Below are 23,638 nucleotides of genomic sequence, written 5' to 3'. Positions count from 1 at the left end.
CAGCGCGATTCAAGATTAAAGATAACATATTTACTTAAAAATAATGGAAATATATAATATAGAAACAGGCAATTTTAAGTGCGATGGAGGTGCTATGTTCAGTGTGGTTCCAAAACTTCTTTGGAGTCGAAAATACCCAAGCGATGAAGATAATTTATGCAATTGTGCAATGAGAAGCATGCTTGTTGTTGACGGGGAGCGAAAAATACTGCTCGATAATGGTACCGGAGACAAGCAAAGTGCTGAATTTTTTAAACACCAGCATTTAAATGGAGAGGCTGATTTATTGTCTTCTCTTGCGAATATTGGTTTTCAGCCAACTGATATTACAGATGTAGTTTTTACTCATTTGCATTTTGACCATTGTGGTGGTGCCGTAAAGCATAATGAAAAGGGAGATGGTTTCGAATTGGTTTTTCCGAATGCCACACATTGGGTGAGTAAATTGCAATGGGACAATTTCAGAAATCCAAATATTCGTGAAGCAGATGCCTATTTTCAGGAAAATATTGTTCCAATAAAGGAGGCTGGAAAATTGAAGTTTGTTGAGAAAGATGGAGAGTTGTTTCCTGATTTCGAAGTGCGGTTGGTTAATGGTCATACTCCAGGTCTGATGGTTTCTATTATTAAAAATGAAAACTATACCATTGTATTTGCCGGAGATTTTATTCCTACAACAGCTAATGTTCCTGTAAAATGGTTGGCCAGCTACGATTTAAATCCAAAGGCATCTTTGCATGAGAAGGAGGTTTTTCTGAAGGAGGCAGTGGAGAATAATTATATCTTATTTTTTCAGCACGATATAATAAACGAGTGTTGCAGCTTGGTGCAAACTACAAAAGGTGTAAAAGTTGACAAATGTTTTTCGCTTACTGATATTAAATAATACTTAATTCGCTCTGGTATCCGTAATTTGCCAAAGTCTGCTCGATAGTTATTATCCTTTGAAAGATGGTTTTTTTTGTGCCAAAATCCTTGTAGGATGAATTGAGTGAGTGCAAATAATACTCCAGTACACGAAGTTGAGTGGTTAGAGTCGAAGTTTCAAATTTCTTTTCCAGATCCAGATGCTTAATTCCATGTTGATCCATTAATTCCTGCACAAAATATCCTGCTCGAATAATCCTTTTGGAAAGATTGAGTTCATTGTGGATATGTAAAACCATAATACTGGTCAGAAGTGCAAGGAATACAATCACAAGTAGTGCTGACATAGTGTAAGGATTTGTTTAATAAAGATTAACTCCCGTAGTTTACGATGGATTTTTGAAAAAGTTTTAATGTGAAAAGGATTAATGGTCTGAAGGCCAGATAAAAGCCTATTAGCGACAGTATGATATCCATTAAAATAGTAGGTTTTATCAACTGAAATTTATCGTTAATCAAAGAAAATGATAAAATCCTAAAAATGAATTGAAATGCGAAAAAGAGAAATATTTGCACGCCGAAAGGGTTAAATGCCAGAGCCTGTTGCAGGTTGCCACGGACAATAGCTGAGAAGCTTCGGGACAGACCGGTAGACGGACTTATTTCGTTTGTAATTTGGGTGTAAAAAGAGGGTATGGGATGATTGCATTCTTTAGGAGAAAACAGAGCAGAATAAATAAAAATACAAAGAATAATTCCGGCTAAAGAGAGGTTAATTATTTTGTAATTCTGTTTAGCCGAATATTGAGAATTACTCATTATCAATTTTTATTTCGATGTTGATGCTGTCTGTTTTAATATGAATTGAATCCACACAAACTTCATCAAGTTGTTCTTCCAATTCCTGCAGAGCATCTTGTAAGTCAGCATTTTGAGTAGACTCATCAATCACTTCTTCAATTGCATCTTCTACAAAACCCTCTATTTGATCTTCGCTTAGGTTAGCAATCCCAACAACAAATATCAGCCAAAGCGATGCAACTAAAACCCCGATAATAGAAACGATTAAAGCTGCAATATTAATTCCACGGGCACCATTATCTTTGTTTGCCTGACTTAGTCCGACTGCACTTAAGATGATCGCAATAATTCCCGGAACAATTGCAATAATTCCTACACAGGGAATAAATCCTATCATGAAAGTTATGATACCAAGTATTAATCCAATTATTCCTAACGTTTGTCCGGCATTTGTGCGCTCTTGTTCCATGATTGAGTTGATTAGTCTAAAGGATAAAGGTACTAATTTTTTGAGATTATTAGTAAAAGATCTTTTTCCAAAGATTTTTTCGGACTTTCGATAATCCGACCTATTTCCTTGCTATTTCGGTAGATGACAGCTGTTGGAATATTGGTAACTTTATTGGCTTTTGCATCAAAATCCGGTGAAGATTTTCCGGGGTCTAAAGCATTCATATTTAATTGATCAAACGGAAAATTTATTTCTTCCAGTATTTTAATGAAACGAGGCACTTCTCTATGACTGTCGTGACACCATGAACCGATAATCAGGAGAATTGAAATATCCGTTAGATTTTGTTCCCGAAGCTCTTTTAGAATCGTTGTGTCCGGAAGATAAGAATCGTGCTCAGGCGTGTACCAAGGGGAACAAATATCCATGTCAAATGCATCTAAAGTAATTTGTCCGTAAAGAATATTCATTTTGATTCTGGAATCTTCTTTGGTTTGGTTTTGAGCCGAAATATTCCCAATGATTAAGGAGAGAAGAAGAAGAATGGCTGGTCTTTTCATAAAATTTGAAGTTTTAGTTTAAGCTGAAATTTAGCACAAAAAAAAGACAGGAACATTGCTCCTGTCTTTAAATATAATGATAATAAAAGAACTAGTCTTTGTATTGCTCAATTAGGATATCCAACATTTGGATAGCACATCTAGATACTTTGGTACCAGGACCAAATACACCAACAACACCAGCTTCGTATAAGAAATCGTAATCCTGAGCTGGAATAACACCACCTGCAGTAACCATGATATCTTCGCGGCCCAATTTTTTCAATTCTGCGATAACGGCAGGAACTAAAGTTTTGTGACCAGCGGCTAATGAAGAAACACCAACGATGTGTACATCATTTTCTACAGCTTGCTTAGCAGATTCTTCCGGAGTCTGGAACAAAGGTCCCATATCCACGTCAAATCCTATATCAGCAAAACCGGTAGCAACAACTTTACCACCACGGTCATGACCATCTTGTCCCATTTTTGCTATCATGATACGAGGACGGCGTCCTGTCATTTCTGCAAATTGATTTGCTTTTTCTTTCGCTACAGCGAAATCAGCATCTTGTCCTGATTCTGATGAATATACTCCTGACACGGTTCTAATTACAGCTTTATATCTACCACAAACTTTTTCACATGCATCTGAAATCTCACCAAGGGAAGCACGTAATTGTGCAGCTTTAACAGCAAGATCCAATAAGTTACCTTCACCTCCGTTTGCACAAGCGGTGATGGCTTCAAGAGCAGCTTGAACAGCTTTATCGTCACGGTTAGCACGAAGCTTAGCCAAACGTTCAATCTGAGCAATACGTACAGCAGTGTTATCTACTTCCAATATATCCAATGGATCTTCTTTCTCCAAACGATATTTGTTGGTACCTACAATAGTTTGAGTGTTCGCATCAATCTTAGCTTGAGTACGGGCAGCAGCTTCTTCGATACGAAGTTTTGGAATACCGGATTCGATCGCTTTTGCCATTCCACCTAATTTCTCAACTTCTTCGATGTGAGACCAAGCTTTGTTTACTAACTCTTGAGTTAACGACTCAACGTAGTAAGAACCAGCCCAAGGATCAACAGCTTTACAGATGGTAGTTTCATCCTGAATGAAGATCTGAGTATTACGGGCAATACGTGCAGAGAAGTCTGTTGGCAATGCAATTGCCTCATCCAATGCATTGGTATGAAGAGATTGAGTGTGACCTAATGCAGCAGCCATTGCTTCGATACAAGTACGTCCAACATTGTTGAATGGATCTTGTTCGGTTAACGACCAACCTGAAGTTTGCGAGTGAGTACGCAATGCCATCGACTTAGGATTTTTAGGATTGAATTGTTTTACAATCTTAGACCATAGTAAACGACCAGCTCTCATTTTAGCAATCTCCATGAAGTGATTCATTCCGATTGCCCAGAAGAAAGACAAACGAGGAGCGAATGTATCAACATCCATACCTGCAGCTACACCTTTTTTCAAGTACTCCAAACCATCAGCAAGAGTATAAGCCAACTCGATATCTGCAGTAGCACCTGCTTCCTGCATGTGGTAACCCGAGATAGAAATGGAGTTGAACTTAGGCATGAAATTCGAAGTAAATTCGAAAATATCAGCAATAATTTTCATTGAGAAATTTGGTGGGTAAATGTATGTGTTACGCACCATAAATTCTTTTAGGATATCGTTTTGGATAGTACCTGAAAGTTCTTCCAGTTTAGCACCTTGCTCTAAACCTGCAACAATGTAGAAAGCCAATACTGGAAGTACTGCTCCGTTCATTGTCATGGATACTGACATCTGATCCAATGGAATTTGATCGAAAAGGATCTCCATATCCAGAATTGAGTCAATAGCAACTCCCGCTTTTCCAACATCACCTATTACACGGGGATGATCTGAATCATATCCACGGTGAGTAGCTAAATCGAATGCTACAGAAAGACCTTTCTGACCAGCAGCAAGGTTACGACGGTAGAATGCATTTGATTCTTCAGCAGTAGAGAAACCTGCATACTGACGAACAGTCCAGGGACGCAAAGGATACATCGCTGAATAAGGTCCACGTAGGAATGGAGGTAAACCTGAAACATAGTTAAGGTGCTCCATACCTTCTAAATCTTCCTTGTTAAAAGCTGTTTTAACAGGAATTTGTTCTGGTGTCATCCACGATTTTTCAATGCCGTTTTCTTTTTCCCATTCCTGAGAAGTGGCGGTAGATCTTGAAGATGACTTGATATTTATATCTTTAAAATTTGGCTTCATTTTCTTTCTTTTTAACCTGTACTGACGTAGCATGCTACGTCTTTACTAAATTCCTAACTCGGCTTGGTATTGTTTTAAAGTTTCAAGAACGTTCGACTTCACGTTAATAAAGTTCTCAACACCCTTAGCTTTTAGTTCATCAGCACATGCCGGAGCACCTGCAACAACGGTAACAGCTTTTCCTTTAAGAGCTTCGTAAACTTCAGGAACGATAGTTGCATATTCATCATCAGAGCTGCAAACAACAACAATCTTCGCACCTTTTTCTGTTACGAATTTTACACCTTCTTCTACTGATTTAAAACCGTTGTGATCTTCAACATCAAATCCGGCACAGGCGAAGAAGTTACAAGCAAACTGAGCACGGGCTTTACGCATGTTTAAGTTTCCGATTGGGAACATCATCACTTTAGGACGACCATTTGTTTTGCTGTAAATATCGGTTTTGTTACGAAGTGCTTCGAAAGCCTGAGCACCACGATATGGTTTAAGCGTTTCGCAAACAGCATCGGCAGCAGTTTTATCTGCAGGAGCAAGAACTGATTCAGGAAGAGCTTCCAATACTTCACCAAAATTTGGGAATTGGTTAGTTCCTAAGAAATTCTCTTGACGTGTAGCGATTTGGAAATCACGTTTCTGAGCTGTTGCTTTAATTGTCGACTGAACGAATCCAGCTTTAAATGCTGCAAGATATCCACCTTTGTCTTCAACAGTCAGGAATAATTTCCATGCTTCGTCAGCAATTGATTCAGTTAATGACTCAATATAGTATGAACCTGCAGCTGGATCAGCAATCTTAGCCAGGTGCGATTCTTCTTTTAGTAATAATTGTTGGTTACGGGCAATTCTCTCGGAGAATACCGATGATTTGGCAAATGCAGAATCGAAAGGTTTTACTGTAAATGAATCAAGACCACCTAAAACAGCCGACATTGATTCTGTTTGAGTACGCAGCATGTTCACATAAGGATCGTAAACAGTTTTGTTCCACTCTGATGTTTCGCCATGAACATTCATTTTGCAAACTTCTTCGTTTGAAGCACCAAATGCTTTCACGATGTTTGCCCATACCATACGTCCGGCTCTTAACTTGGCAATTTCCATAAAATATTTAGAGCTTGTTGCAAAGTTGAAACGGATTTTTGGAGCTACCTCATCAACTGAAAGACCTGCATCAATCATTTTGCTTAGATATTCAGCACCAGCGGCTAAAGAGAAACCTAATTCTTCAACAATTGAAGATCCTGAGTTGTTAAAAAGGCTTCCGCCTACTGCAACAACTTTATAGTTAGGAAGAGCTTTTGCTGCTTCGACAGCTTCTTTTAAATAATTAAAAGAACTTTCCTCTGACTGACAGAAGTTGCCAACAGTACTGAATCCTGAAAGAATATCGATAGAAACCCCGCCATTTAATTTATCAAGAGCGATACCTTTTTCAGTTGCAATTGCCTGTAGGTTTTTAATTAATTCAACAGAACCGTGAGATTTTTCGAAGTTGATTTCTACACAATCCAGAAAAATACCATCCAACAAAGTTGCTAATTCATCTTTGCTTAGGTCTTTCCAATTCAATACGAATCCAATTGAGTCGATACCTTTGTTCAGAACATCAAGAGCTTTTTCGTTAGCTGCTTTTACATCTTCAACAATAATATCCTGACGAACTAACCAGTCGTTATTGTCTTTTTTATTACCACGAACATAAGGAAAATCTCCAGGATAGGTATTCATGAAGGCTTTGTCTTCCATGTTCTCCAGTCTGTAGAAAGGCTGCACATTGAATCCTTCATTAGTTCTCCAAACCAACTTTCTATCAAAGTCAGCACCTTTAAGATCTTTAGTGATTTTGTCAATCCACTCTTGTGTAGATTGAGGAGCAAAGTCACTAAAAAGTTTATTATCTGCCATAACTGTAACTGTTTAAAAATTAGAGCCTAAAAATAAGGCCTTTTTATCATTTAAGGAAGGTTTTAAAAATGTTCTTAATCATACTTTTAAAACACGTTCGAATTAGGAATTATTAATTAAGATTTATGAATAAAACAGGATTTCCGGTCAATTAAAAATGGAATTGTCTGGAATTATATGATGAGTTAAGGTCTTATGACTTACCCATTAATAATTGCTGACTCAGAATTTATAATTCACAACAATAGGGGCATGATCGGATGCCTGCATCCATTGTTGAAGTGTATTTCCGCTATTTTGAACAAAGTGACCATTGGTAAACAGGTAATCCACTTTTCGGTTCCAGTACCCGTTTTTATCTGTTGTGTGTGTGAAATGTTTCGAATTGTTTTGTTTAAATTCTTCCAAAGGTATTGCTGCTGTATAACTTTCGTAAAAAGGCATCATCCATTCTGTTTCGGAGCTGTAATTATCCGCTTCAAAATCGCCGTCGGTGCATGCTGAATCTTCGAAATTACTGGTTTGCTTACTAAATGGAGGAAGAGAGTTAAAATCGCCGCCTAAAATAAATTTTTGTCCTTTTTGATTTAAAGAATCGACGTAATTCTTCAAAATTTCCAACTGTATTTTCTTGGTATCATCTTTGGCATAGGCCGACAGATGAGTTGTTAAAAGTTTAATTGCTTCACCCTTGTGTTCCAGATTTATTTCCAGAATATTTCGTTTGAGATAAAAATAACGAACAATGAAATTTTGCGATTGAATAAGGGGCAGAGGAGTTCGTTTCGCATCGGTAAATTTCCATTTGGATAAAATGGCATTGCCCGAATCCATTTTTCCGATGCCGTCGCTGGGAATGTACTTGGCTTTCCATTGTGAGGCGTAAGCCGCATAATTAAAATCGGTATTGTCAAGCAAATACTGAACCTGATCAACAAAAGCACTTCGTTTTGCATTCACATCGGCTTCCTGAATAAACAGGATATCGGGGTTTACTTCACGGATTTTTTCAGAAAGCATGCTCATGTTATCCAGCACTTCTGATTTTTCCATGATGACCCGATTGCCATGACAATCGAAAAAGAAATCGATTCTTCCCCCACCAAATTTAATGTTCCAGGTCATTACTTTTAAGGTATCCGGGAAGGCGAATTCTTGTTTTTCCAAACTTTCGTATAAGGATACTTCGGTTCCTATTTTGGTGTGAAAAGGATCGCAGGCACTGGATAGCAGCGATACCACGATCAAATAAATTTTACCTAAAAGCTTCATCTTATTAGTGATTGTTGAAATTAGCATGGGTGAAAAATTTCTTTTGTTAATTATTCTCTATCAGGGTGAATCATTTTGTTTGGATTCACCCACTTGTCAAATTCCTCATTGCTTACGTAGCCAAGTTCAAGGGCAGTCTGGCGCAGACTTTTGTTTTCCGAATAGGCTTTTTTAGCAATTTCGGCTGATTTTTTATATCCTATATGAGTGTTTAGAGCGGTTACCAACATTAGCGAATTGTCTAAATGTTGTTTGATTCGTTCCTTGTTGGGGAGAATTCCTTCCACGCAGTTTTTGGCAAAGGAATTACAGGCATCGCCCAGTAATTGAGCCGATTGCAAAAAGTTGTAAATGATTACCGGCTTAAAAACATTTAACTCGAAATGACCGCTTGATCCAGCAATGGTAATTGTTGTATCGTTACCCATTACCTGCGCACAAACCATGCTTAGTGCTTCCACCTGTGTGGGATTTACTTTTCCCGGCATGATTGAAGATCCGGGTTCGTTGGCAGGGAGAATGAGTTCACCAATCCCCGAACGTGGTCCTGATGCCATTAAGCGAATATCGTTGGCAATTTTCAGCAGCGAAACAGCAGCTTGTTTTAATGCACCGTGCGATTCAACAATTGCATCGTGAGAGGCTATGGCCTCAAATTTATTTTTTGCTGATGTAAAAGGTAAATTAGTAAATTCTGCAATATAATCAGCCACTACTTCAGCATACATGTGTGGCGTGTTGATGCCTGTGCCCACCGCAGAACCTCCAAGAGCAATTTCACCTAAGTGCTCCAAACTGTTTCGGATTGCCTTCGCTGCATGATCTAATTGCGAAACATATCCCGAAAACTCTTGTCCAAGACTTAACGGCGTTGCATCCATTAAGTGAGTTCTTCCTATTTTCACAACATCTTTCATTGCATGGGAATGGCGGGCCAAAGCATTTCTAAGATTTTCTATGGAAGGAATGGTGTGATCCTGTAATTTTATAAGACCGGCAATATTCATTGCCGTTGGAAATGTGTCATTAGATGATTGTGATTTATTGACATCATCATTGGGGTGAACGAATGCACTTCCTGTTCCTGTTTGTAAGCCCATAAGTACCTGAGCCCTATTGGAAATTACTTCGTTCACATTCATGTTGGTTTGTGTGCCTGATCCGGTTTGCCAAATAACCAAAGGAAAATGTTCATCGAGTTCGCCTCTGCAAATTTCATCACATACTCTTGAAATAATTTCCTTTTTATCAGCATTTAACACTCCCAACTGGTGATTTGTAAAGGCCGCCGCCTTTTTCAGATAAGCATAGGCTCTGATCAGCTCAATAGGCATAGAAGCTACAGGGCCTATCTGAAAATTCTCAAGAGAGCGCTGTGTTTGTGCTCCCCAGTATTTGTCGGCAGGAACTTTAACTTCCCCCATTGTGTCGGACTCTATCCGGTATTTCATGATCTAAATTTTGACTGATTAATCAGAAATAAATCAACTACAAAATCTCTTCTACATTTTCAGCAGGCACAGCAAAAATTGCTTTGTGGTCTTTTACAACAATAGGGCGTTGAATCAGGTTTGGATATTCAATTAAGATTTTGATCCACTCATCGGCATTGAAATTTTTCCCTTTAAAATCGGTTTTGTATAATTTCTCGTGAGTGCGGATAATTTCCCAGGGTTGTTTCGCCATTCTCATCAATACATCAGCAAGTTCGGCTTCAGTAAACTCATCTTTTAGATACAAACGAATTTCAGGTTCAAGGCCTTTGTCTTGTAAATATTTTAAACCTGCTCTACTTTTGGAGCAACGCGGATTGTGATAGATTTTCAACATTTTTATTTCTGATTTACTGTTTAATGTGATACAAATATACGGCTTTACAGATAATGGAAAGACAGATTTGAAGATATTCACCTATTTATTGCAATACCTGGCTTTAGGTGAGTGAAAATTTGAAAACCGGCTTGCTTCCTGTTGCCGGATTATTTGGAAGAGCACGCAAATCCCTTTCCATTAGTCTGGAAATTTACATTCTTCTAATCGGTTCGCACTTCCTGAATCCGGGAAATGCCGTTCGATTAAAAAGAAAGCTTTTCGGGTGCAGTAAAATGCCGTTTGACTCATCCGGTGAGCTTTTCATTTGGTAAAAAGCAGCGTACGATCATTCTAATGCCATTTTCCAGTTGCAGAAAACCCTCTTCGATCAACAGCACGGGCTTTTCTTGTACTGGAAATGTCCGTTTGACCAGCCGGATGCACTTTTCTGTTGCAAGGAAAGGCCATTCTACTAAAAAAAACATCAAACTATTTCGTGAACACTCTCCCATTTTACATTTTAGGGGTTTGTGTTATCTGTATTAATGACCTCTATAGGATATTTATCTTTTGTACGGCCATTTTTAAACATGGCTTTTTGATTCACACTTCCATCTTCATTATAGGTAGTCCATTCTCCTTCTCTCACACCATTTTTGTAAGTCCCTTTTTCCTCTAAATTCCCATTTTTGGAGTAGAAAATCCATTCTCCTTCTCTCACATCATTTTTATAAGTACACTTATTCTTTAAATTTCCGTTCGGCCAATACCAAATCTCCAGGCCTTCTTTTTTTCCGTTTTTATACTTCCCTGTGCCCCATAACTTTCCGCTTATAAAATAATCTTTCCATTTCCCCTTTTTCCTTCCATTTTCAAATCTAACTTTACTTGCTATTTTCCCAACTTTTTTAAGTTTTAAACGGGTTTTATACAATTCTCGGTTCCTGTACCAAATTTGCTCTCCCTGTTTTTTTCCGTCTTTATACTTTAGCTTGCAGAAGCTTCTATCCCAATTCGTGTATTCTGTCCACTTTCCTTTTTTTTTTCCGTTTTCATATACTCCAGTGGCAGCTAGCTTTCCATCCTTAAAATATTCTTTCCATCTGCCTTCCTTTTCTCCCTCTTTGTTTAGCCTGTTTTCCTGTGCAAAGAGATTTGCTTGTGAGCATAAAAAAAATGCCAATAAAAAAGTGATATATGTTTTCATTTTAGGTTTCCTGATAAAAATATTCTGAGCAATGGAAACTATCTGGGAGATAATTTGAATTACGAAATTTACTCATTTGTATTGCATGAAAAAAGTCACTGAAGAACATTAAGTATAATTTGTTGTCTTGTTTTTCATCCCATTTCGAATTCGAAACTATAAAGGGGCTTATTCTTAAATTGGCGTAAAATTCCTATTCAATACGGAAGTCCCCTTCAGGGGATTTAGGGGAAATAAAAATGAAGGAAGATTATTGTATCCTCATTGCTTTTAGAAAAAGTATGCCTCTTTGTAAATCAACAAACACAATTATTCAAATTTCTTTACTAGGTTTATGCAGTTATGGATTTGGAGGCCGCAAAACCGTCTGGTAATTTCAAATTCATTGGCACAGATTCAAATAAAATAGCATGAAGAATTTGATAAAAAAAAGAAAATTTGAAATTATAGGAGGGTTATTTGGTCTGCTGGGTGGATTCCTTTACTGGAAATATGTTGGTTGTGTTTCAGGAACTTGCCCCATTCAGGCCAACTGGTATACCATGGTTCCTTACGGATTGCTTTTTGGTGTGCTGATAGGAGGGATGTTTAAACCAAAACAAACAAAAGAGTAGGGATCTTGCATGCAAGATCCCTACTCTTATTTTTTTTCTTCCTCGCTGAATTCCATTAGAAATGCTTTGATGAATCCATCCAAATCACCATCTAAAACGGCTTGCACATTAGAGGTTTCGTGGCCTGTTCTTACATCCTTAACCAGTTTGTAAGGTTGCATTACATAGGAACGAATTTGTGAACCCCATTCAATTTTCTTTTTTGATCCTTCAATCTTGTCAGTTTCTTCCTGACGTTTTCTCAGTTCCAATTCATATAGCTGCGATTTCAGCAATCGAAGTGCATTTTCACGGTTTCCAAATTGGGAGCGGGTTTCGGTATTTTCAATAATGATTCCGGTTGGAGCATGTCGTAACCGCACACCTGTTTCCACTTTATTTACATTTTGTCCGCCGGCACCGCCCGAACGGAAAGTATCCCAACTGATATCAGCAGGATTTATTTCTATTTCGATGGTATCGTCAATGGCAGGATAAACATAGACCGATGCAAAAGTGGTCATTCGTTTGTTGGCCGCATTAAAGGGAGAAAGACGCACCAAGCGGTGCACTCCGTTTTCCGATTTTAAATATCCGTAAGCAAAATCACCTTCAAATTCGAGAGTCGCCGATTTAATTCCGGCTTCGTCACCTTCCTGATATTCCAAAGAGCTTACTTTGTAGCCATGAGCTTCTCCGTACCTTAAATACATTCGGTAAAGCATTTCGCACCAATCACAACTTTCGGTTCCACCGGCACCCGAATTTATTTTTAAAATTGCTCCCAGTTTGTCTTCATCTTTCCGGAGCATATTTTTTAGTTCAAGAGCTTCAATTAAGTCTTGTGTTTTTGCAAATTGCTCGTCTACCTCCTCAGGTGATGCTTCGCCTTCCTTGGCGAAATCGAATAATATCTGCAGGTCGTCAATTGCTTCTTTTGCTTCCTTGTAAGAATCTACCCAGGATGTAAGCCCTCTTACTTTTCGCATTTGAATTTCAGCCTCTTTGGGGTTATCCCAAAATCCGGGAGCCTGGGTTCTCAATTCCTCTTCCTGTATCTGAATTATTTTGGCATCAACGTCAAAGATACCTCCTTAACGCTTCCGTGCGTTCCGCTAAACTTTTTAGCTGGTCTGATGTCATCATTTTTGTAAATTATTAATTGAAGTGTAAAGGTAATAAACAAAGAGGAAGGAACAATCTGAAAACAAGGTGTAATGTTGTTTTCAGGAAAAAGAAATAATACTTAGATGAAGATTTAAGGCTCCGATTTATTGGAGGGAATCAGAATTGTTTTGGCATCAATGTCAAAGATACCTCAGATCACTTTTTTCGACGCTTCTGTGCATTCCGCTAAACTTTTTAGCTGGTCTGATGTGATCATTTTTGAAATTTATTAATTAAAGTGTAAAGGTAGTCAACAGTGAGCAATTAGCAATTAGCAATTAGCAATGATCAGTTGTTGTTTATATGCATTCATTACAGTAACCTTTGTTTTAGTAAAATAAAAACAGCGCATGAAATTATCCATACGCTGTTTGTATTAACAAGTTTAAGTCAATAATCCTTAAACATTATTCATTATTAAAATCCTCTTTGCTGAGTCTCTAATTTTTGCATTTCGGCATTAAAAGTTTCTTTGAATTTTTCGTAATCGTAATCAACTTTTAACTTGTCATCCTGCGATAATTTTTGGTTGATTGCTTCCTCCAAATCTTTTGAACTCATCTCCAAGGCAATGTATGTTTTGTATTTGTTTTCACCGGTTTTGGTTTGCTTTTCGCAAATTACTTTGATGTTGTTCAATTGTTGGTTGATCACCTCGCGGGTTAAACCTTCAAAACGTTCTTCAACTTGCTCAACATTATTTAATTCCGTGGAGTTCACGTAGTTGTCAATAGTTCCTTTAATTGTCGACTGAATTAGTGTCGCCAGTTCGGAACGTGCATTGGTGCCGGCTTTCTTTTTAGATACCATCTGATCTAAACTTTCGCCAATAGCAGAAGCTCTAAAATTGTTTTTATCACTTTGGTAATCTGGTCCGGTGCAATAAACTTCAATCAATTCTTCGCCTTGTGCTTTAGTACTAACTGCTTTTTCAGCCGATCCGCAAGAACTCATTCCTGCAATCAGTAAAATTCCTAATCCAAGGAATAAGTTTTTGTGTAATTTTTTTGTTTTCATATTTTTCTGCTTTAGATTTTAGAAATGAGACGGGAGAAGTGAGATGATTTTTATTGTTGACAAATGCTTCTCTTTTGAAAATCTCAATATCTATCTTTTAAATTATTTTACTATTTAATTTATTTCAATGGAGATGTGATCTCTCAAATCTATTCTTATAAATCAAGTTGATTTAGTTTGGGAACAATCGTGTTGTTTATTTCATCAACAGCTTGTTCGTAAGCTTCTTTCACTGCGTAATCGTAGCTAATGGGTTTCATGCCTTTCACTTCATAAATGGCATCGTTAAAAATTTCCATGCCTGTTTTAACATCGGTAAGCGAGAAAAAACAATCCAGATACACAATATATACTTTGTAGTTGCGGCCTTCTTTAATTTCACCTTTTGTTACATTGGTATTGATATCGAGAATAACTTTGGCCTGATCTTTATTGTTTGTAAATGAGAAGAAATTTTCAGATAATTCTTTCTTTAAATTGTTCTCTAAAATTCCTCGTTTAGAATCTTCTCCAAATATTTTTTCGCTAAAATTCAGGTAAGCCTTTAGTCGCTCTACATTTAAAATGATTTTACCTTTAGGTGCTGATTCTTCAGTGAAGAAGAGTTTGTTTAATTCGAAATTCTCGTTGCTTTCATCCAAAATTGATGAAAGATCAAGAGAAACAGTAATTTCCTGCAGTTTTTGGCGCGAAGTTACCTTAGACAACTGAGAAGTTGCATAACCAAATTGGTCTGTAGAAACGTTTCCATTCAAAATACCTTCCCCTTCTGTAAATTCAAGTTTTAAGGGCAATTGAGAAATCAATTTTTCACCTTCATCGGCAAGCCAAACAGCTTTTACCAGAATAGGTTCCTTTTGTGAAGTTGAGATTTCGAGTTGAATTGCCTTTTTTTCAGGAGTAAGTTGAGTTCTGTTAAAAATGTTTTGGATGGAATTGTAAATATCTGTTCCTAAATTGATAGTTCCATCCAATGTCATTACGCTAAGATCTTCATCCAAATGATTTTTTATTGCATTCAGAGATTTGGCATAGTAATTTAATGCTTGAAAAAGGTCGAGTTGGTTTTCGTATTGTTTTCCTTCTTCAAAATAGCTTTGCGACAGCTTTTTTGCTTTGTTCAGTTTCACTCTTTTTAGCAGAGCATACTGATTTTTTGACAATTGATAGTAAACCCAATATTCTCCTTCTTTTTTATTGTCCCAGGAAGCGACCATTTCGTATCCTTCCAAATCCTGAACAAGAGATGTTCTGATATCTGCTTCAAACTCTTCTTTAAAACTCGTGTTGTTTTCGAATTGATGCAGAACAGAATTGGACGAAATAGAAATAGAAATTTCAGAACACAAATCCTGTAAAGCCTGATTTCTGGCCAATTGCATATAGCTTGTTTCATTGGCATCTTTTTTAACCACAGCTATGCCGATATAATATTCTGATGAAATTGGACGCTCTTTTACCCATTCCGGAGGTCTGCGTTTGGCTGCTGTCGTATTTGGCGAGCAACTCATTATAAGTGTAAGAATAATGGAAAAGTGCAATAAGGTGCGTAAAGATTTAATCATTTTTATGATTTTGAATTTTTGTAGTTTAAAGATAATAATTGTAAACAATAAGGATGCCAAAGTTAATTTAAAATTTAGTCCTTTTTCGAAATTAATTGATCAATTATCTGAAGTGAAAGCTGAGATTCAAAACCTCTTCCTTGTGCAAACCGGAATAATTTGGCTCTTAGTTGATAAGGATCTTCTTCCCGGATGGTTTTTATTTTACCGGATAATATGTCTTGAAGATTTTGAGTGTATTCTCTTTCATCCAATTGATCTATTGCATCAGAGATAATGTATTCCGGAATTTGTTTTTGTTTCAGATGATGAGCGATCTTTATTCGTCCCCATCGGTTAAAACGGAATTTATCGCGAACGTAAAAATTGGTGTAACGTTCATCATTAAGGAATTTCTCGTCAATTAAGGTTTGAATAATCTGATCCTGATCGGCAGAGGAAATTCTCCATTCACAAAGCTTTTTTCGAATATCAAAACAGCATTTTTCTTGTCTGCTGCAAATAAACATGACTTTTGATAAAGCAGATTCGACGCTAACTTCTCTTTTCTTTTTTTTGTAATCCATCATTGCGGTTTTATAGCTGATATCATTCTGGTCTTTCCGTTGATGTCTGATCTTAGACGTATGCTGTTGAATCCTTTTTGTTTCAAAAGTATCACCATTTCGTTTCCCAAACTTTCGTTGATCTCAAAATAAAGTTTCCCGCCTTTTTTTAAATGCAGAAGAGCCAGTTCTGCGATGGTTCTGTAAAATAGTAAAGGATCGTGATCTGTTACAAATAGAGCTGTATGTGGCTCATAATCCAGAACATTTTTCTCCATTTTACGTTTTTCTGCTTCGGTAACGTAGGGAGGATTGCTCACAATAATATCAAAATTGTCCCAATCAAAATTCTTCCAGTTTAGAATATCGCGATGAAAAAAATGAACATCAACATGGTTGAATTTGGCATTTTCTTTAGCTTTTTCAATTGCCTCTGCCGAAATATCAGCAGATGAAACGTGAGCATTTTTTAAATTTTTTGCCAGTGAAATGGGAATGCAGCCACTGCCGGTTCCTATATCTAAAATGTGTAAACCTTCTTGCCTGTTCTCATTGATGATTGCATGAACCAGCTCCTCAGTTTCTGGTCTGGGAATTAGGGTATGCTCATTTACTTTAAAAGTAAGATCGTAAAATTCAGTTTCACCTAAAATATACTGAATTGGTTTATTGGTTTTAAGTTCTTGTGTATAGGCAGCAATTTGTTTAAAATCATCATCGCTAATATTTTCCGATCTATTCAACTGAATTTGAGATTTTGAATAGTTTAGAACGTACTCAAGAAGAATGTATGCCATACTTTCTGTTTCTCGGGCATGATATAACTCCGCGAGTTCTTTTTTTATGTAATTTATTGTAGATTGTATTGTGTTTGATGGAGTCATCTGACGTAAGAATATTGGTTCAAAATTGAATCTTTTAAATGTAGAGGAATTGAAAATTAGTAATTGATTACTTATAATAGTATATCACCGTCTTATTTCTCACATCTAATATCTCAAAATTATTAAATTAACAAAGATACAAATCTTCTGAAGTAGTTGGATATATGCTGTTAACAATTAATTGGTCAGAATTCTGGATGCACTTTTTCGAGGTGTTGGCTGTTTTATATGTCATCACCATTATTTCTACGGTAATTATTGTAATTCTTGAAAACAGAAGTCCTCTAAAAACCATTTCGTGGATTCTCGTTTTAGTTTCTTTGCCTGTTGTTGGTTTAATTTCCTATTTGGTTTTCGGACAAAGTTTTCGGAAGCGAAAAATGTTCAACATGAAAGAGTTGGGCGATATGAAGTGGCTGCAGGTAATGAGTCAGGATCAAAAACTTCATTTGGATAAAAGCCGTTGGTTGAAGGATGAGCGGATTCATGAAAAAAAGAATTTGATGACCTTGCTTTTGAACAATTCAAAAGCATTGCTTACCGGTTACAACAGGGTGAAAATTCTGAACGATGGTGAGGAAACATTTCCATCTATTTTCAAAGCTCTGCGGAAAGCGAAGGATCACATCCATTTGGAGTATTATATTATTGAAGATGGAGAGTTGGCATCGGAATTGCTCGAAATATTAATGCAAAAAGCAAGAGAAGGGGTTGAGGTTCGTGTGATTTACGATGATGTTGGAAGCTGGAAATTAAGTAGGGAATATGTGAAATTATTACAAGATGCAGGTGTGAAGATACACGCCTTTCTTCCTGTTCGTTTCCCTATTTTAACCAGTCGGGTGAATTACCGAAACCACCGAAAAATTATTGTGATTGATGGGAAAACTGCCTTTGTTGGCGGATTGAATTTTGCTGATCGTTATCTTCATGGTCTGCCTGAAATTGGCTCATGGCGCGATACTCACTTAAAAATTACCGGCGAAGCAGCTACCAGTTTGCAAATTGTATTTTTAATCGATTGGTATTTTGTTCGGCAGGAAGTTTTACTCGACGAAAAATATCTTCCTTACAAGAAAGTGAAGCAAAAGTGTTTATTACAGATAACCGCGTCCGGAGCCGATTCCGACTGGGCAAGTATCATGCAGGCGTATTTCTCGGCCATTACTTCGGCAAGAAGAAATGTGTACATTTCATCGCCATATTTTATGCCGAACGGCAGTATTTTAATGGCACTAAAAACTTCTGCAATGAGTGGGGTTGATGTGCGTGTATTGCTTCCTCATAAATCAGATTCTTTCATGACCTATTGGGGAACACTTTCCTACATTGAAGAATTGCTGGAGGCAGGTGTGAGAATCTTTTTTTACAAAGGAGGGTTTAATCACAGCAAGATAATGATGGTGGATGGAATAATGGCAACGGTTGGAACAGCAAATATGGATGTAAGGAGTTTTGAACAAAATTTTGAAGTAAATGCCTTGATTTACGATGAGGAGACCACTTTGGAATTGCGGGCGCGCTTTTTGGCTGATTTGGAAGACAGCGAAGAATTGCATTTGCAGGAATGGCAGAATCGATCCAAACGTCAAAGAGTGAAAGAATCAATGGCCCGGTTATTTACTCCACTTTTGTAGTTTCTTCCTGATATCTTTTAAATAAAAACAGGATTTGTTTCATCACGTAGTACTCTGAAGAATTTGGAGTCACTTTAATCTCCGATCCTGCATATTCCATAAATTTCAGTAATTCTTCCCCCTCTAAACCTGTTGCATCAGCCACTATCTTAGCATTGTACTTCGAACTGATCTTTTTTGTCTTGCCCTCGTTTCTGATTATTTTGGATAATTGCTTTTTCGATTTTTCTGATTTGCTCAATTTGCTGTACAAAAAATCTGTGGGCGCAAAAATTGCACCTAAAACGCCCATTTTACCATCCCTTTTAGGGCGGTATTGAGCAGGCACAATGTTTGGTTTTTTCGTATTGTAGGGAGCCAATTGTTTCATAATGCTTTTATTAATTGGATCCTTTTCTTCCAGTTTGGTTTTTATGAAATCTTCCTTAAACTCATCCCAGGTTCCCAATGCATAAATATCCACTTCATCTAATAAATAGGAAATGTCTTCCAATTTAATTTGAAAAAATGGAGGAAAATCGGCATTAAAAATGAATGGAACCGCCCAATCAATTGCTTTGTACCCTAAAGCACTAATTCGAAGTGTATCGTACTGCTGAATTTGCAGATGAAAAACGCCAAGGCTATCGCAAATAATTCCTCTGCGTGTTCTTTTTATACTAACGGTGGCCAATGGAATAGGAGTTAAACTTTCCGAATGGAGAATTTGCCCGGAAATACTGATAATGGAATCTATTTTAGAGTCTTCCGAAAAAGAGCAGTAACGGGAGCTAAGAACTAGAACTAATGAAATGTACAATACCCTCTTTAATTTCATGAGAAGAGTTTAATTCATTGTTTAAGGGCGCAGATGGTTTCTTATGGTACCTAAAGAATCAGTAAAGCTCAGATCGTTCTCAAACTGTGGTTTTTCCTGTAAAAAATCTGTGTAAAGTTGTTGAATTCTTACTCCTATATACATTTCACTGGTTTGATATGTGAAATTCTGCTTCGAATTAATATACTCCATTAACTGATCTAATCTAAAACCAGATTCGTGAGTTAATTCAGCAATTACTTCTTTGTTGTATTTTTGCTGAAGAATCCGAAGTTGCCAATCAGTCATTTCTACAATTCCTTTTCGAGCTCTTCTTTTCTGTCCAATAGATTTTATTGCACTAATTCCATCGAGTAGATTGAAACCAAAACCTTGCCTGCTCAACGTATTGGCTTCCGCCTGTGCAAGTTTCAAGTTTCCAAAATCAAACGACGCAGCGATATTTTCTTCTTCGGGGGCATCGGTCTTAATAAAATTTTCTTTAAACTGGCTCCAGGTTCCCAATGAGTAAATGCTTACTTCATTAAGCAGAATACTTCCCTGTTCCATGAATATTTCTTGAAAAACTTCCTCTTCTTCAGCTTGTGGAGGAGTAATACTCACAGATTGTTCTTTAAATCCGAGAGCAGATATTCTTAAATTTTGATCGGGATGAATTCGTAAGCGGAAAAAACCGGCGCTGTCACATACAATTCCCCAATTAGTTCCTTGAAGATTTACATTAGCAAAGGAAACACCTTCCAGATTTTCAGCATTTATTACCTTTCCGGATACAATAAAACTTTCATCATTCATTTCTTCCTGAGCAAAGACTCCGAAGGCAAAGAATAATGTGAGAAATAGGGTTAGTAAACTTGTTTTCAATTGGGTCGATTTTTTTATTTAACGCTAAAGATAGGTTTCAATCTTAATGAATGTTGTAATTGTTACATTTTTTAACAGACTTTAACCCAAATTAATATTGTGATAACGATCTATCTGCCTGTCCAGTTGACTAGTTGGCTGGTTTTTTGAAACGGATTTATATGACCATAAAGAATATCATTTTCACGTTGATAACACATCATTGGATGAGTGGTCTCTATTTTATTGGAAATTTTAATGTTTTTTACCACTTGGTGAGCGTTGTTACCCCATAAGAACCAAACCATATCAGGATTTGATGCGGCAATAAATTGCAGTAATTTTTGAGTAAACGGAGCCCAAAGTTTGGTGTGCGAATTTGGTTTGCCTATTTCGCAGGTAAAGGCTGTATTTAGCAAGAGTACATTTTCGTGTTCCGACCAATATTTAAACAGTTGATTGGGGGGGAGTATCTTAAAATCATTATCCATCACCAATTGGTCACCTTCGTTAAGCTGACTCTTAATTTCGGAATATTTACGTTCCTCATTCGTTGCAGCCTTGTAAATGCAACGCAGAATATTTTTTAACGATACATTACGAAATTTATCATGCCACGAGTTTAATCCATTCACTTCAAAAGCTCTTCCGGTAGCAACTCCTGCTTGAGGATATGGATCCTGTCCTAAAATTACAACCGGTATTTTATTCAAATCCATTTCTAAAAAGCGCAGCGTTAAATTTGACTTTGGAGTGGATTTTTCAATGTGAATTGATTTTTCGATGTCCTTAATCAAGCAAATAATTTCTTCTGATAGAAAAGTAGTCCAGCTTTGGTGTATTGACAGTTGAGAAAGGAAAGTAGATTTATGCATTTTGATAATTGTTTTTGTAGTCTCAAAAATAGTAAATGCAATTATTAATTAATAATAATAAGTTAAGAATTGCATCAGCAGGAATATTGGCTGTTTTTCAGGTACCTGCGTAAATTTAGATCTTATTTTGATTCATTTTTGGAACAGTCAATTTTACAATTGGTTAGACTGTTTTACTTTTCGACTTTTTAGGCTCTTGCAGACCTTTCTACTTTTATTCTTTTTGACTAGTTTTGTTAGCTAATTAACCAAAATAGATAAGATACAACTGATTATGTACCAGAAATTGAGAGAAAGCATTGAAGCTGCATGGGACGACCGGTCACTTTTGAGTACTCCTGCAGTACAAAAAAACATAGAAGAAGTAATTGAATTGTTGGACAAAGGAGTTCTTCGCACTGCAGAACCACTGGCAGATGGATGGCAAGTAAATGAGTGGGTGAAAAAAGCCGTAATTCTTTATTTCCCAATTCGTAAAATGGAAACTATTGAAGTCGGTCCATTTGAATTCCACGATAAAATGGCATTGAAAACCAACTATGCTGAATTGGGAGTTCGGGTTGTTCCTCATGCAGTGGCACGATACGGAGCTTTTATCGCCAGAGATGTGGTAATGATGCCATCATACGTTAATATTGGTGCTTATGTGGGCGAAGGAACCATGGTCGACACATGGGCAACGGTAGGATCTTGTGCTCAGATTGGAAAACATGTTCACCTTAGCGGTGGTGTTGGTATTGGCGGTGTTTTAGAACCGATTCAAGCTGCTCCTGTAATCATCGAAGACAATTGTTTTATTGGCTCACGCTGCATTGTTGTTGAAGGAGTTCATTTAGAAAAAGAAGTTGTTTTGGGAGCTAATGTAGTGCTTACCGGATCAACAAGAATTATAGATGTAACAGGCGAAGAACCTGTTGAGTACAGCGGATTTATTCCGGCTCGTTCGGTAGTGATTCCGGGAACAAGAACCAAGAAGTTTCCTGCAGGGGATTATCAGGTTCCTTGTGCTTTGATCATCGGAAAAAGAAAACCATCAACAGATTTAAAGACTTCGTTGAACGATGCATTGCGTGAATACAATGTAGCGGTATAGTTTAATTAATGATGAATAAATCAATAATGAGTAATCAATGAAAGTTGATTACTCATTTGTTTCTAATGATTTGAAAGAATACTAACAAATTAGAAATGCACAACGACATTAAAAAAGCTTTGGAAGTACTTCACGCTGGTGGAGTTATTCTATATCCTACCGATACTATCTGGGGAATAGGATGCGATGCAACAAATCCTGAAGCGGTAAAAAGAGTTTATGAAATTAAGAACAGGGAAGATTCCAAAGCCATGCTGGTTTTAATGGAGAATCCCAATCGCCTGAATTCCTATGTTGATGAGGTCCCGGAAATTGCCTGGGATTTAATTGATACGAATGATCAGCCGATGACTCTGATTTATCCCGGGGCGAAAAATCTGGCGCCAAATCTGATTAATTCAGATGGAACCATTGGTATTCGAATTACCAATGAAGAGTTTACACAAAATTTGATTCAACGATTTAAGAAACCCATTGTTTCTACTTCAGCAAATAGAAGTGGAGACGTTTCGCCTGCCAACTTTTACGAGATTGGTGATGAAATAAAAGAAGCGGTGGATTATATTGTGGAATACCGGCAAGAGGATATGGAAAAATGCAAAGCTTCCAGTATCATTAAAATTGGATTGGGAGGCGAGATTCAAATTATAAGACCGTAGGGATACAGTATTCTGTTTCCCTACGAATATATTTTTTACATTCCAATTGATTTTATGTGACCGGAACCTGCGGATTTTGAATCCAAGGAGTCCGGTTTTCCGCGGTAGTAAATGTCACCGCTGCCAGCTACTCTTGCATTTAGGTTTTTTGTTGCATACACCTTACAATCTCCCGAGCCCGATACGCGAACGCTTACGTTTTCAGATTTCAAATTACCTGCATCAACATCACCCGAACCACTAATGTGAATTTCAAGTTCTTTCAATCCATTACCTTTTAGATTAATATCTCCCGAACCGGAAATATGACACTCAACATTTTCGGCAGATAAATCTTCAATAAAAATATTGCCGCTTCCGCTGATTGCATATTTCGCATTGGTAGTTTCTATTGGGCTTTTGGCAACAATGTTACCCGATCCGGAAATGCTTAAATTTTTTATTTGCGAGGAAGAAATATACACTTCAATATTTTTGAATGAATTGTTCCAGCCCCAGCTTTTATTTTTTTTGCGTTTAATTTTCAGAGTTCCATTTTCAACTTCAGTAATAATTTCTTCTAAATCATCAGCATCGCCTTTCATTTTTACCGAAGTAGAATTTTCCTGAGTGATAAATACCTTGGCATGAATGGCAAGACTAACTGATTCGAATGATCCAACATTCCGGGTTTCTGTTTTTTGGGCAAAGGCTAAACTACCACTAAAAACAAGAGCAAAAACTGCCAGCAGGGAAGTAATACGTTTTGTGTTCATATAAATTAGTTTTAGATAAAAAATCATGTTCTAATAAATGACGAACAAGTTGGCGAAAAGTT

Annotated in this window: 25 protein-coding genes; 6 read left to right on the top strand and 19 right to left on the bottom strand. The window is 37.1% G+C overall.

The window, feature by feature from the left end; all coding sequences use genetic code 11:
* The first annotated feature begins 43 nt into the window (after positions 1-43).
* A complete protein-coding gene (locus ACHZAX_RS18020) occupies positions 44-886 on the top strand; it encodes an MBL fold metallo-hydrolase (RefSeq protein WP_320020060.1) in 843 nt (280 codons plus the stop codon).
* Here the strand turns inward: ACHZAX_RS18020 and ACHZAX_RS18015 are convergent.
* The 9 genes from ACHZAX_RS18015 to arsC form a co-directional block, all read right to left on the bottom strand.
* Positions 879-1,214, bottom strand: coding sequence for a hypothetical protein (locus ACHZAX_RS18015; RefSeq protein ID WP_143470890.1), 336 nt, complete (start codon positions 1,212-1,214; stop codon positions 879-881). The two genes, ACHZAX_RS18020 and ACHZAX_RS18015, sit on opposite strands and share 8 nt — an antisense overlap.
* A gap of 25 nt (positions 1,215-1,239) precedes the next feature.
* A complete protein-coding gene (locus ACHZAX_RS18010; protein ID WP_320020059.1) occupies positions 1,240-1,686 on the bottom strand; it encodes a DUF2752 domain-containing protein in 447 nt (148 codons plus the stop codon).
* Positions 1,679-2,137, bottom strand: a complete 459-nt coding sequence (locus ACHZAX_RS18005; protein ID WP_101310001.1) for a hypothetical protein — start codon at positions 2,135-2,137, stop codon at positions 1,679-1,681. Before ACHZAX_RS18005 ends, ACHZAX_RS18010 begins: the two co-directional genes overlap by 8 nt.
* A 32-nt stretch (positions 2,138-2,169) precedes the next feature.
* Positions 2,170-2,679, bottom strand: a complete 510-nt coding sequence (locus ACHZAX_RS18000) for a thioredoxin family protein (RefSeq protein WP_320020058.1) — start codon at positions 2,677-2,679, stop codon at positions 2,170-2,172.
* A gap of 91 nt (positions 2,680-2,770) precedes the next feature.
* Positions 2,771-4,927, bottom strand: a complete 2,157-nt coding sequence (scpA, locus tag ACHZAX_RS17995; RefSeq protein ID WP_320020057.1) for a methylmalonyl-CoA mutase — start codon at positions 4,925-4,927, stop codon at positions 2,771-2,773.
* Between the two features lie 45 nt (positions 4,928-4,972).
* Positions 4,973-6,835 (bottom strand): methylmalonyl-CoA mutase family protein, encoded by a 1,863-nt coding sequence (locus ACHZAX_RS17990; protein WP_320020056.1) that lies wholly within the window; start codon positions 6,833-6,835, stop codon positions 4,973-4,975.
* Positions 6,836-7,057: 222 nt separating this feature from the next.
* Positions 7,058-8,107: an endonuclease/exonuclease/phosphatase family protein gene (locus ACHZAX_RS17985; RefSeq protein WP_320020055.1), complete on the bottom strand. Its 1,050-nt coding sequence runs from the start codon at positions 8,105-8,107 to the stop codon at positions 7,058-7,060.
* Positions 8,108-8,157: 50 nt separating this feature from the next.
* On the bottom strand, positions 8,158-9,558 hold the full coding sequence (gene fumC / locus ACHZAX_RS17980) for a class II fumarate hydratase (protein ID WP_320020054.1): 1,401 nt from the start codon (positions 9,556-9,558) through the stop codon (positions 8,158-8,160).
* 37 nt (positions 9,559-9,595) lie between these two features.
* Positions 9,596-9,937: an arsenate reductase (glutaredoxin) gene (gene arsC, locus ACHZAX_RS17975; RefSeq protein ID WP_101310007.1), complete on the bottom strand. Its 342-nt coding sequence runs from the start codon at positions 9,935-9,937 to the stop codon at positions 9,596-9,598.
* 107 nt (positions 9,938-10,044) lie between these two features.
* On the opposite strand from arsC, the gene ACHZAX_RS17970 reads away from it, so the two are divergent.
* Positions 10,045-10,251, top strand: coding sequence for a hypothetical protein (locus tag ACHZAX_RS17970; protein ID WP_320020053.1), 207 nt, complete (start codon positions 10,045-10,047; stop codon positions 10,249-10,251).
* A gap of 188 nt (positions 10,252-10,439) precedes the next feature.
* Here the strand turns inward: ACHZAX_RS17970 and ACHZAX_RS17965 are convergent, their stop codons facing one another.
* Positions 10,440-11,126 (bottom strand): toxin-antitoxin system YwqK family antitoxin, encoded by a 687-nt coding sequence (locus ACHZAX_RS17965; protein ID WP_320020052.1) that lies wholly within the window; start codon positions 11,124-11,126, stop codon positions 10,440-10,442.
* A gap of 410 nt (positions 11,127-11,536) precedes the next feature.
* On the opposite strand from ACHZAX_RS17965, the gene ACHZAX_RS17960 reads away from it, so the two are divergent.
* Positions 11,537-11,740 (top strand): hypothetical protein, encoded by a 204-nt coding sequence (locus ACHZAX_RS17960; protein ID WP_101310011.1) that lies wholly within the window; start codon positions 11,537-11,539, stop codon positions 11,738-11,740.
* 26 nt (positions 11,741-11,766) lie between these two features.
* Here the strand turns inward: ACHZAX_RS17960 and prfB are convergent.
* From prfB to prmC, 5 genes are all read right to left on the bottom strand, one after another.
* A protein-coding gene (gene prfB / locus ACHZAX_RS17955; RefSeq protein WP_320020051.1) for a peptide chain release factor 2 occupies positions 11,767-12,865 on the bottom strand; the annotation gives its coding sequence in 2 pieces (ribosomal slippage) (positions 11,767-12,801 and positions 12,803-12,865; 1,098 coding nt in all).
* 438 nt (positions 12,866-13,303) lie between these two features.
* Positions 13,304-13,903, bottom strand: a complete 600-nt coding sequence (locus tag ACHZAX_RS17950; protein WP_320020050.1) for a hypothetical protein — start codon at positions 13,901-13,903, stop codon at positions 13,304-13,306.
* Positions 13,904-14,058: 155 nt separating this feature from the next.
* On the bottom strand, positions 14,059-15,468 hold the full coding sequence (locus ACHZAX_RS17945; RefSeq protein ID WP_320020049.1) for an LPP20 family lipoprotein: 1,410 nt from the start codon (positions 15,466-15,468) through the stop codon (positions 14,059-14,061).
* A 74-nt stretch (positions 15,469-15,542) separates the two neighbouring features.
* Entirely contained in the window at positions 15,543-16,034 is a 492-nt protein-coding gene (locus ACHZAX_RS17940; protein ID WP_320020048.1) for a regulatory protein RecX, read from the bottom strand.
* Positions 16,034-16,897 carry a peptide chain release factor N(5)-glutamine methyltransferase gene (gene prmC, locus ACHZAX_RS17935; RefSeq protein WP_320020047.1) on the bottom strand — a complete coding sequence of 288 codons (864 nt, stop codon included), beginning with the start codon at positions 16,895-16,897 and terminating at the stop codon, positions 16,034-16,036. Before prmC ends, ACHZAX_RS17940 begins: the two co-directional genes overlap by 1 nt.
* Before the next feature lie 164 nt (positions 16,898-17,061).
* Here prmC and cls point away from each other — a divergent pair, with 164 nt between their 5' ends.
* Positions 17,062-18,534 carry a cardiolipin synthase gene (cls, locus tag ACHZAX_RS17930; RefSeq protein WP_320020046.1) on the top strand — a complete coding sequence of 491 codons (1,473 nt, stop codon included), beginning with the start codon at positions 17,062-17,064 and terminating at the stop codon, positions 18,532-18,534.
* Here cls and ACHZAX_RS17925 read toward each other — a convergent pair.
* The 3 genes from ACHZAX_RS17925 to ACHZAX_RS17915 all read right to left on the bottom strand — a co-directional run bounded on the left by ACHZAX_RS17925 (position 18,518) and on the right by ACHZAX_RS17915 (position 21,069).
* Positions 18,518-19,351 carry a carboxypeptidase-like regulatory domain-containing protein gene (locus ACHZAX_RS17925; RefSeq protein ID WP_320020045.1) on the bottom strand — a complete coding sequence of 278 codons (834 nt, stop codon included), beginning with the start codon at positions 19,349-19,351 and terminating at the stop codon, positions 18,518-18,520. The two genes, cls and ACHZAX_RS17925, sit on opposite strands and share 17 nt — an antisense overlap.
* Positions 19,352-19,372: 21 nt before the next feature.
* Positions 19,373-20,215, bottom strand: a complete 843-nt coding sequence (locus tag ACHZAX_RS17920) for a carboxypeptidase-like regulatory domain-containing protein (protein ID WP_143470892.1) — start codon at positions 20,213-20,215, stop codon at positions 19,373-19,375.
* Between the two features lie 110 nt (positions 20,216-20,325).
* Positions 20,326-21,069 carry a uracil-DNA glycosylase gene (locus tag ACHZAX_RS17915; RefSeq protein WP_320020044.1) on the bottom strand — a complete coding sequence of 248 codons (744 nt, stop codon included), beginning with the start codon at positions 21,067-21,069 and terminating at the stop codon, positions 20,326-20,328.
* Between the two features lie 274 nt (positions 21,070-21,343).
* On the opposite strand from ACHZAX_RS17915, the gene ACHZAX_RS17910 reads away from it, so the two are divergent.
* Positions 21,344-22,162, top strand: a complete 819-nt coding sequence (locus tag ACHZAX_RS17910; RefSeq protein ID WP_101310021.1) for a 2,3,4,5-tetrahydropyridine-2,6-dicarboxylate N-succinyltransferase — start codon at positions 21,344-21,346, stop codon at positions 22,160-22,162.
* Between the two features lie 95 nt (positions 22,163-22,257).
* Positions 22,258-22,821, top strand: a complete 564-nt coding sequence (locus ACHZAX_RS17905; RefSeq protein WP_101310022.1) for an L-threonylcarbamoyladenylate synthase — start codon at positions 22,258-22,260, stop codon at positions 22,819-22,821.
* Between the two features lie 35 nt (positions 22,822-22,856).
* Here the strand turns inward: ACHZAX_RS17905 and ACHZAX_RS17900 are convergent, their stop codons facing one another.
* Complete coding sequence (locus ACHZAX_RS17900; RefSeq protein WP_320020043.1) at positions 22,857-23,576, bottom strand: head GIN domain-containing protein; 720 nt, start codon at positions 23,574-23,576, stop codon at positions 22,857-22,859.
* Positions 23,577-23,638 lie beyond the last annotated feature (62 nt).

Origin of the sequence: Labilibaculum manganireducens (assembly GCF_963665805.2) — a bacterium.
GTDB classification, from domain to species: domain Bacteria; phylum Bacteroidota; class Bacteroidia; order Bacteroidales; family Marinifilaceae; genus Labilibaculum; species Labilibaculum manganireducens.
This window is presented reverse-complemented; position numbering and strand designations above follow the sequence as displayed.